At 39.5% G+C, this 11,206-nt stretch carries 5 protein-coding genes; all 5 read right to left on the reverse strand.

Going from position 1 to position 11,206, the window contains the following annotated elements:
• Window positions 1–1,716, reverse strand: a 1,716-nt coding sequence (gene fusA / locus ABMA79_RS15845; protein ID WP_393093854.1) for an elongation factor G, incomplete at its 3' end; no start/stop codon positions are given.
• Window positions 1,717–1,878: 162 nt separating this feature from the next.
• On the reverse strand, window positions 1,879–2,349 hold the full coding sequence (gene rpsG, locus ABMA79_RS15850; RefSeq protein WP_021266544.1) for a 30S ribosomal protein S7: 471 nt from the start codon (window positions 2,347–2,349) through the stop codon (window positions 1,879–1,881).
• A 91-nt stretch (window positions 2,350–2,440) separates the two neighbouring features.
• Window positions 2,441–2,815 carry a 30S ribosomal protein S12 gene (rpsL, locus tag ABMA79_RS15855; RefSeq protein WP_021266546.1) on the reverse strand — a complete coding sequence of 125 codons (375 nt, stop codon included), beginning with the start codon at window positions 2,813–2,815 and terminating at the stop codon, window positions 2,441–2,443.
• A gap of 108 nt (window positions 2,816–2,923) precedes the next feature.
• Complete coding sequence (gene rpoC / locus ABMA79_RS15860) at window positions 2,924–7,042, reverse strand: DNA-directed RNA polymerase subunit beta' (protein ID WP_392861563.1); 4,119 nt, start codon at window positions 7,040–7,042, stop codon at window positions 2,924–2,926.
• Between the two features lie 46 nt (window positions 7,043–7,088).
• Window positions 7,089–11,206, reverse strand: a 4,118-nt coding sequence (rpoB, locus tag ABMA79_RS15865; RefSeq protein ID WP_393093857.1) for a DNA-directed RNA polymerase subunit beta, incomplete at its 5' end; no start/stop codon positions are given.

The following is an 11,206-nucleotide window of genomic DNA, read 5'->3' on the forward strand; positions in this document are numbered from 1 at the left end:
TTCATCTTCATTAAGCTCTGCGGCCACTAACTTGGCCTTAATATTTATAAATGGGTAACCGGCCAGGGCACCACCCATTGACGTATCTTTAATACTCTTCTCAATAGCATCAATAAATTCTTGTGGTAAATCTCTTTTAGTTAAATCCGTCTCAAATAAAACACCAGCTTGTGAGTCTGCTTGCTCAACTTCAATAACAGCGTTACCAAATACCATCTTGCCAGCTTGTTCACGGTGGAATGTATCTGACTCTTTAGCAGTGCTAGTGATACTTTCACGGTATGAAACTTGTGGATCACCTACACGAATACCAACTTTAAACTCACGCTCAAGACGGTCACAAATAATTTCTAGGTGAAGCTCACCCATACCAAAGATTAAAAGTTGCCCAGTTTCTTTATTGTGCTGATATGAAAAAGATGGATCTTCTAACTTAAGTTGATTTAAAGAATTCATTAGTTTCTTTTCATCATTTGTTGTTTTTGGCTCAATCGCAACAGAAATAACAGATTCAGGAAAATCCATTAAATCAAAAATGACTGTACGATTTTCAGCACAAAGAGTTTCACCTGTTACAGTTTCCTTTAAACCAGAAATTGCAATAATATCCCCTGCCTTAGCTTCTTGCAGCTCAGTTCTCTTATCTGCGTGCATTTGTAGAATTTTATTAACTCTTTCACGCTTACCTTTGTGAGGATTATAAACCTGAGCTCCAGATTTAATTGATCCAGAATAAATTCTAAAAAATGTTAGTGAACCTACAAATGGATCAGTAGCAATCTTGAAAGCAATACCTGAAAATGCATCCTCAGTATCAGGCTTTCTAACTTCTTCTTTATCGTGATTTTTGCCATTAACACCTTTAACTTCACCACGATCAACAGGTGAAGGAAGGTAGTCACAAACCGCGTCCAGTAATGGCTGTACACCTTTATTTTTAAATGCCGATCCACAAAGAACTGCTACAAACTCATGATTGATAACAGCATCTCTAATAGCAGCTATTAATCTCTCATTAGTAATCTCTTCACCAGACAGGTAGTCTTCAGCTAACTGATCATCATAGTCAGCTAAAGTCTCGATAAGCTCTTCTCTTGCCATCTGAGCTTCATCTTGAAGATCTTCTGGGATATCTTCAACAACTACAGTTGAACCAAGATCCTCATCTTTAAAAAGCAGGGCCTTCATTCTTACGACATCAACCATGCCTTTAAACACATCTTCAGCGCCAATTGGAAGCTGAATTGCTGCCGCAGTCTTGCCAAGCTTCTCTCTTATTTCATCAAGACACATTTGAAAATTTGCCCCAACTCTATCCATTTTATTCACAAATGCAATTCTTGGTACTTTGTACTTATCTGCTTGGCCCCATACAGTCTCAGATTGAGGCTCTACACCGGCCACAGCATCAAATACACCTACTGCACCATCTAAAACTCTAAGAGCTCTCTCAACCTCAATTGTGAAGTCAACGTGACCAGGAGTATCGATGATATTAATATTCGTTTTGTTCCAAGTACAAGTTGTCGCAGCTGAAGTAATTGTAATCCCACGTTCTTGCTCCTGAACCATCCAGTCCATAGTTGCAGCACCATCGTGAACCTCACCAATCTTATGGCTTTTTCCCGTGTAGTAGAGAATACGTTCAGTTGTCGTCGTTTTACCCGCATCAATATGCGCCATAATTCCGATATTACGAATATTTTCTAAACTCATACAAAGTCCTTAAAAATTTAATTTTTGCAGACATATAATTAACATAAATATGGAATTTTAGATAGGAATAAAACCTTAATGAATAAAAGGCTTTATAAAAAGAAAGGCTCCCGTAGGGAGCCTTCTATTAGTTTATTATGGACTTTATTGCTTATTTTCGAACTACCACTTAAGGTGTGCAAAAGCTTTGTTAGCTTCTGCCATTTTGTAAGTGTCTTCACGCTTCTTAACAGCGCCACCTCTACCTTGAGAAGCATCGATGATTTCATCAGATAGTTTCTCAACCATAGTTCTACCACCACGATTTCTAGCATAGTCTCTCAACCATCTTAGAGCTAGTGATTGTCTTCTGTTATTTCTAACTTCAACTGGAATTTGGTAAGTTGCACCACCAATACGACGAGACTTAACCTCTACCGCTGGCTTAATGTTAGAAAGGGCCTTCTTAAATACCTTTAATGGCTCTTCACCAGTCTTAGATTCAACTCTTTGAAGTGCACCATAAAAGATTTTTTCAGCAACAGATTTCTTACCGTCTTTCATAAGTGCGTTTACGCACTTAGCAACAACAACGTCTTGAAAGATCGGATCTGGAAGTACTTCTCTCGTCTGTGCTCTATGTTTTCTACTCATATTTTTTCTCCTTCACCGGAAACAGTTAAAACTGATCGATTACTCACCTCATGCCATGTTGCAATTGGTGTCACAATTAGTTAACTAAAAGTTATTTCTTTGGTCTCTTACAACCGTACTTAGATCTTCTCTGTCCTCTTTTATCAACACCTTGGCAATCTAGTGTACCTCTAATAGTGTGATAACGAACCCCTGGAAGGTCTTTTACTCTACCACCACGAATCATAACGATCGAGTGTTCTTGTAGATTGTGTCCTTCACCACCAATGTATGAAGTAACTTCAAATCCACTTGTTAGTTTTACCCTACAAACCTTTCTCATCGCTGAGTTTGGTTTCTTAGGAGTAGTTGTATATACTCTTGTACATACACCGCGTCTTTGAGGACACGCTTTTAAGGCAGGTGACTTAGTTTTTTCAACTTTATCAGTTCTACCTTTTCTAATTAATTGGTTAATCGTAGGCATTTCCGCTCCTTAACTACAACAATATTTCCACAATAAAAATAGGCTTTTGAGCCCATAATAAACTATAGAGGGATGGTGTAACACACCACCCCTCAATTAAGCAAGTTTTTATAGCATTAGTGTAGAAGTTTCTTCTAGAGAATCATCTTCTTCAACGAATGCTTCGTAATCACGATACTTAGAGATACCTGAACCAGCTGGAATCAGACGACCCATAAGTACGTTTTCCTTAAGACCACGTAATAAATCTTTTTTACCTTCAAGCGATGCCTGAGTTAAGATCTTAGTTGTCTCTTGGAAAGATGCAGCTGATAAGAATGAATCAGTTGAAAGAGCTGCTTTAGTAATACCAAGTAGAACTGGTCTTGCTTGAGCTGGCTCATATCCATCAGCAACTAATTGCTCATTAGTCGTAAGTAATTCTGCTTTAGTTACAGAGTCACCAACAACAAATGTCGAGTCACCAGGATCAGTTACTTCAACTTTCTTCAGCATTTGAGATACGATTACCTCAATGTGCTTATCATCGATATCTACACCTTGTAGACGGTATACAGCTTGAATCTCATCAACGATGTAACCTGCAAGTTCTTTAATACCAAGTACTCTTAGGATATCGTGTGGGTTAGCTGGCCCATCCATAATAGCTTCACCTGAACGGATATAGTCACCTTCGTTTACAGTTACATAACGTCCCTTAGGAATTGTGTAAACAACTGGATCAGAACCATCTTCAGGTCTAATTAGAATTCTTCTAGAACCTCTAACTTCAGCACCAAATTCGATTGTACCAGTTACATCGGCAATCTGAGATGCTTGAGCTGGCTTTCTTGCTTCGAAAAGCTCAGCAACTCTTGGAAGACCCCCTGTAATATCTTTTGTTTTCGTAGTTTCACGAGAAACTTTAGATAGTACGCTACCAACTTCAACAGTATCACCTTCAGTAACAGTTAGTGTTGCACCAACTTGAAGTCTGTATGAAGCCTGACGGTTTGTACCAGGAACAACAATAGGGTTTCCATCAGCATCAAGAATCGTCATTCTTGGTTGAAGTGAAGGATCTTTAGTTTCAGTTACAGTTCTTTGAGTAAGACCTGTTACCGAGTCAGTTTGCTCTGCAAGAGTTGCACCAACGACAAGGTCTTCAAACTTAACTGTACCAGCAACTTCTGTAAGAAGTGGAATCGCAAACGGGTCCCATTCAATCAGAGTATCCCCTACGTTTACTTCGCTACCTTCAGTGAAGTGTAGTTTCGAACCGTAGATTGCTGGATATTTTTCTTTTTCAACACCACGAGCATCTTTAATGATAAGCTCACCAGTCTTATTCATAACAAGAAGACCAGTTGGAGTTTCAACAGTTACAACATTGTTGTATACAACTTTACCAGATGTACGAACAGTTGTTTTATTTACTTGTGCACCAGCAGTTGCTGTACCACCAACGTGGAATGTACGCATTGTCAGCTGTGTACCAGGTTCACCAATTGACTGAGCAGCGATAACACCAACTGCCTCACCAACAGATACCATTGTTCCACGAGCAAGGTCACGTCCGAAACAAGCCGCACAGAAACCGTGTCTTTCATTACAAGTAAGAACAGATCTAACCTTAATTTGGTCAACTTCTTTCTCTTCTAGTAATACAAGGTCCTTTTCAGTTAGTAAGTGACCTGTTGGAAGAACTTCATTACCTTCTGCAGAGATAACTGGAGCTGCTGTTACACGGCCCATTGCTCTAGAAGCAACGTGCTCAACAACTTCACCAGACTCAATACGAGAAGTTAGTGTAATACCATCAGTAGTTCCACAATCTTCATTTCTGATAATACCGTCTTGAGCAACGTCTACAAGACGTCTTGTTAGGTAACCAGAGTTAGCTGTCTTCAGGGCAGTATCGGCTAGACCTTTACGTGCACCGTGTGTAGACGTGAAATATTGTAGTGCCGATAGACCTTCACGGAAGTTTGAAGTAATTGGCGTTTCAATAATTTCACCAGATGGCTTGGCCATTAGACCCCTCATGGCAGCAAGCTGTCTCATCTGCTGAGCAGAACCCCTTGCACCTGAGTTTGCCATCATATAAAGAGCGTTGAATGAAGGAGCGTAAATTGGCTCTTCACCATCTTTATCTGAAGTAAATTCATCAGTTGAAATCTTCTCAAGCATAACCTTAACAAGCTTTTCAGTTGTTTGTGACCAAACATCAACAACCTTGTTATATCTCTCACCGTTAGTGATCGAACCTTCGTTATACTCTTCAGTAATCCCATGAACTTCATCATGAGCTTCTTTAAGGATTCCTTCTTTCTCAGAAGGGATTTCCATATCAACAACGTTAATAGAAATACCAGCTTTCGTAGCATTGCTATAACCAAGTTGCATAAGACCATCAGCAAGAAGAACAGTATCTTTTTCAGATCCTCTTCTGTAAGCAAGGTCAAGAAGCTTAACTAGTTCTTTCTTACCAAGAATGATGTTTACGTCTTCAAAGTTTAGACAAGTTGGAACGATATCAAATACGAATGTACGTCCAACAGTTGTTTCGTAAACTTCTCCACCAATACGTACTTTGATTGGTGCTTGTAGGTGTAGGTTACCTGAGTGGTAAGCAAACTGAGCTTCTTCTTTAGAAGAGAAAGTTTTCCCGTATCCACGAGCATATGGTCTAACACGAGTCATGTAGTAAAGACCAAGTACGATATCCTGAGATGGAGTAATAATTGGTGAACCATCTTTTGGAGAAAGAATATTATTTGTCGACATTGCAAGAACACGACACTCAATTTGAGCTTCTAGTGAAAGAGGCACGTGAACGGCCATCTGGTCACCGTCGAAGTCGGCGTTGAATGCAGTACAAACTAGAGGGTGAAGACGGATTGCCTTACCTTCGATAAGTACAGGTTCGAAACCTTGGATACCAAGTCTGTGAAGAGTTGGTGCACGGTTAAGAAGTACTGGGTGTTCTTGTACAACTTCTTCAAGGATATTCCATACTTCTTCTTTTTGTTGCTCAACCATACGCTTAGCAACTTTAATAGTAGTACAGTGTCCTTTTTCAATTAGCTTGTTGTAGATAAATGGCTTGAAAAGCTCAAGTGCCATTAGCTTTGGAAGACCACACTGGTGAAGTCTTAAGCTTGGACCAACAACGATTACAGAACGTCCTGAGTAGTCAACACGCTTACCAAGAAGGTTTTGACGGAAACGTCCTTGCTTACCTTTAAGCATATCTGAAAGTGATCTAAGTGGACGCTTGTTAGCACCAGTAAATACCTTACCACGACGACCATTATCGAATAGAGCATCTACTGCTTCTTGAAGCATTCTCTTTTCGTTTCTGATGATGATTTCAGGAGCATTAAGTTCTTTAAGTCTTCTTAGACGGTTGTTTCTGTTAATAACACGTCTATATAGATCGTTAAGATCTGAAGTTGCAAAACGTCCAGCTTCTAGAGGAACTAGAGGTCTTAAGTCTGGTGGAAGAATAGGAATAACATCCATCATAAACCACTCAGGCTTGTTTTCAGATTTCATAAGAGATTCAACAACTCTTAGTCTCTTAACAAACTTAGTTCTTGCCATTTCAGTAGTTGCGTTAGCAAGACCACGTCTTAGGTTTTTATTTTCAAGATCAATATCAAGCTTAGAAAGTAGCTCTTGAACGATTTCTCCACCCATTCCAGCTTCGAAATCAATTCCTTGATCCTTTAGCTCCCAATATTGTTGCTCAGAAATTACGCGACCTACATCAAGACCACCTTCAACACCATCAGTTGCTGAAGCAGTTACGATATATGCTTCGTAGTAAAGAACTTTTTCTAGTTCTTTAAGAGAAAGGTTAAGAAGAGCTGCCATTCTTGATGGAAGTGAACGTAGGAACCAAATGTGAGCAACTGGAGTTGCTAATTCGATATGTCCACATCTCTCACGACGTACTTTAGAAAGTGTAACTTCAACACCACACTTCTCACATACAACACCTCTGTGCTTCATTCTCTTATACTTACCACAGATACATTCGTAATCTTTTACTGGTCCGAAGATCTTTGCACAGAATAAACCGTCTCTTTCTGGCTTATAAGTTCTATAGTTAATAGTTTCTGGTTTTTTTACTTCACCAAATGACCACTCTCTGATTGTATCAGGAGAAGCAAGCTTGATAGATACACCTTCAACGCTTACTGGATCTTTTGGCTTATCAAAAAAGTTTAAAAGGTCTTTCATTTTTTTATGCCCTCTTAATATACGGCAGGACTAAGCCTGCCATAAATTAACGAATAGATTCTTCAATTCTGTCTTCTTCAAGTTTAACGTCTAGACAAAGTGCTTGTAGCTCTCTGATTAGAACGTTGAACGATTCAGGAAGACCTGGTTCTAGTACTTGCTCACCCTTAACGATTGACTCATACATTCTTGTTCTACCGATAACGTCATCCGACTTAACAGTTAAGAACTCTTGAAGAGTATAAGCTGCACCGTATGCTTCAAGTGCCCAAACTTCCATTTCCCCAAGTCTCTGACCACCGAACTGAGCCTTACCACCGAGTGGTTGCTGAGTTACAAGTGAGTAAGGACCTGTCGAACGTGCGTGAAGTTTTTCGTCTACAAGGTGGTGTAGCTTAAGCATGTACATAACACCAACAGTAACGTCCTCTGCAAAAGCATCACCAGTCTTTCCGTCAAATAGAGTTGTTTTACCATTTGTCTCAAGATCTGCTAGCTCAAGCATTTCTCTGATGTCTGCTTCTGAAGCACCATCAAATACTTTAGTAGAGAAACGAACACCGCTAGTAAGTTTCTTAGCAAGGGCCATAACAACATCGTCTGCTGCAGACTTTAACCAAGCTTCAACCTCTGGTGTCTTATAGATTTTGTAAATGAAATCTTTAATCTCGTGAACTTTCATTTGCTCTTCAAGCATAACCTTGATTTTTTCACCAAGACCACGTCCGGCCCATCCAAGGTGAAGCTCAAGAAGCTGTCCGATGTTCATACGAGAAGGTACCCCAAGAGGGTTTAGTACGATTTCAACAGGTGTACCATCCGCAAGGTAAGGCATATCTTCACGTGGAACTACGTTTGAGATAACCCCTTTGTTACCGTGACGACCGGCCATCTTATCACCTGGCTGAAGCTTACGCTTAATCGCTACGTATACAGTAATCTTTTTGATTACACCTGGAGGAAGTTCATCACCTCTATGAAGTTTTGCAATCTCATCAGTTGTCTTAGCTCTAACTCTGTTGATCTTGTTTCTAACATCTGCGAAATACTCAGATAGTTTTTCTTCAAGTTCAGCTTGTAGAGGTAGGTAACCAATTAGCTCAAATGGAATTGATGCTAGTACTTCACCTGTAATCTCAGTTCCTTTAGAAAGTAGTTCTGCTGAACCATCTTCAGAAACAAGTACATCAGTAACTTTTGCACCTTTAAGCATATCTGCAATCTTAAGAATTGCTGAAGTTTGGATTGCTTTAATCTCAATTCTTTCATCTCTTCTAAGAAGAGTTGTTTCTTGCTCGATAATGTCCTTAGATCTTGCACAAAGTTCAACACCTTCACGAGTGTAAACTCTAGCATCAATTACTGTACCGTAAACAGATGAAGGAACTCTTAGTGAAGTATCTTTTACGTCACCAGCTTTATCACCGAAGATAGCTTTAAGAAGTTTTTCTTCAGGAGAAAGTTGAGTTTCACCTTTAGGTGTAATCTTACCAACAAGGATATCACCTGGCTTAATGATAGCACCAACTCTTACGATACCTGCTTCATCAAGGTCTTTTAGAGACTCTTCTGAAACGTTTGGAATATCGCGAGTGATTTCTTCTTTACCAAGTTTAGTATCACGAGCTTCAACTTCGAATGCTTCGATGTGAACTGAAGTGAAAACATCTTTTGCAAGAAGGTCTTCAGAGATCAGGATCGAGTCTTCGTAGTTATAACCACCCCATGGCATGAATGCTACAAGAGGGTTTTGCCCAAGTGCTAAGTCACCATTGTCAGTACCTGGTCCGTCAGCAAGTACGTCACCTTTCTTAACAATGTCACCTTCAGTAACAAGAGCTTTTTGGTTATTACAAGTGTTCTGGTTAGTTCTTTGATATTTAACAAGCTTGTAAATATCAACACCAGACTCACCATCTTTAAAATTATCTCTTTGGATAACGATTCTGTTTGAATCAACAAAGATAACGCGTCCATTGTCGTTAGCTACAAGTACCGCACCAGAGTCTCTAGCAACGATTCTTTCTGTACCTGTACCAACAATTGGAGCTTCAGTTTTAACAACAGGCACGGCCTGTCTCATCATGTTCGATCCCATTAGGGCACGGTTGGCATCATCGTGCTCAAGGAAAGGAATAAGAGATGTTGCAACTGAGATCATCTGAGTTGGAGAAACGTCCATTAGGTTAACTTCTGAAGCATCAACAAGTGTGAATTCACCAGAAGCACGAGCAGCTACCTGCTCACCTACAAGTTGTCCATCTTTGATATTATTTGCATCGATCTGAGCGATTACTTTACCTTCCTCTTGGAAAGCTGTGAAATACTCAACATCACCAATTTTCTGATCTTCACCAATAGTTAGGTAAGGAGTTTCAATGAAACCGTATTCAGAAACTTTTGCAAATGTTGCAAGAGATGTAATTAGACCAATGTTTGGTCCTTCAGGAGTCTCAACCGGACACATTCTTCCGTAGTGAGTAACGTGAACGTCACGAACTTCGAATGATGCTCTTTCTCTCGTTAGACCACCTGGCCCAAGAGCTGAAAGACGACGCTTGTGAGTAACTTCTGAAAGTGGGTTCGTTTGATCCATGAACTGTGAAAGTTGTGATGAACCAAAGAATTCCTTAACGGCAGCAGCAACTGGTTTTTGGTTTACAAGATCGTATGGCATCATTGTATCAATTTCTTGAATTGCCATTCTTTCTTTAACCGCTCTTTCCATACGTACTAGACCAACTCTAAATTGGTTTTCAAGTAGTTCACCTACAGGTCTAACACGTCTGTTACCTAAGTGGTCAATATCATCAACACGACCTTTACCGTTATTAAGTTCAACAAGGTATTGGATAGTTGTATTGATATCTTCTTTAGTAAGTACAGTGTTCTCAACTGGAACATCTGTCTTAAACTTATAATTGATTTTCATACGACCAACACGAGATAGGTCATATCTTTCTTCGTCAAAGAAAAGTCCTTGGAAAAGAACTTCAGCAGCTTCAACTGCCGGTGGCTCACCTGGTCTTAATCTTTCGAAGATTTTAAGAAGTGCATCTTCTTTAGTATCAGTTTTATCTAGTAGAAGAGTATTTCTAATCTGATCACCAAAGTTAATCATATCAATATATAGACATTCAACTTCAGTTACACCAGCAGCAACAAGCTCTTGAATCTTTGCTTCAGAAAGTGCTTCGTTAGCTAGACAGATTACTTCACCAGTTGACTCATTAAAGATATCTTTAGCAGCAACTTTACCAACTACTTCTTCAAGCATAGCTGGGATTTCAGTTACACCTGCTTCAGTTAATCTCTTAATTGAAGCTTTAGAGAATTTCTTCCCTTTTCTAACGATAGCCTTACCAGTCTTTGGATCAAGTACGTCATTAGTTGCACGAGTTCCAGTCATTAAAGATAGGTCTAGAGATCTTACGAACTCACCGTCTTTAGAAAACTTGATTGTTTCCATGTGGTAGAACATATCAAGAATTTCTTCTGTACTGTAACCTAGAGCTTTAAGAACAACTGTTGCGTGTAGTTTTCTCTTTCTATCAATTCTAGCAAATAGAATATTCTTGTGATCGAATTCGAAATCTAGCCAAGAACCTCTATGAGGAATAATTCTTGCAGAATAAAGAAGCTTACCACTTGAGTGCTTCTTTCCACCATCGTGTTCGAATACGATACCAGGAGATCTGTGAAGCTGAGAAACAATAACTCTCTCAGTTCCGTTATATACAAAAGAACCAGTCTCTGCCATCAGAGGAATGTTTCCTAAGTAAACTTCCTGTTCTTTGATTGAAGAAACAGTTCTTTGTTCATTACCATCTTTGTCGACAGCTACATCATAGAATACAAGACGAACAACTACCTTAAGTGGCGCTTCATATGATAGGCCTCTTTGACGACACTCTTTTACAGTGTACTTAGGTTGTTCTAGTGAGTAGCTTACAAACTCTAACGATACAGTTTTGTTAAAGTCGTGGATTGGAAATACAGAATTGAAAACAGCCTGTAATCCCATTTCTTCTCTTTGAGAAGGAGGTACGTCCTTTTGAAGGAAATCATCATAGGACTTCTTTTGTAGAAGCATGAGTGGAGGCGTCTCTAACACAGATGGTGTAGAGGCAAAGTTCTTACGAAACCACTCGTTTGGTCTAAAAG

Origin of the sequence: Halobacteriovorax sp. HFRX-2_2, from assembly GCF_043196705.1 — a bacterium.
Classification (GTDB): Bacteria; Bdellovibrionota; Bacteriovoracia; order Bacteriovoracales; family Bacteriovoracaceae; genus Halobacteriovorax_A.

Coding starts and splice junctions, on each gene's coding strand:
- rpoC (WP_392861563.1), bottom strand. CDS start 7,042: ATGAAAGACCTTTTAAACTTTTTTGATAAGCCAAAAGATCCAGTAAGC.
- rpsG (WP_021266544.1), bottom strand. CDS start 2,349: ATGAGTAGAAAACATAGAGCACAGACGAGAGAAGTACTTCCAGATCCG.
- rpsL (WP_021266546.1), bottom strand. CDS start 2,815: ATGCCTACGATTAACCAATTAATTAGAAAAGGTAGAACTGATAAAGTT.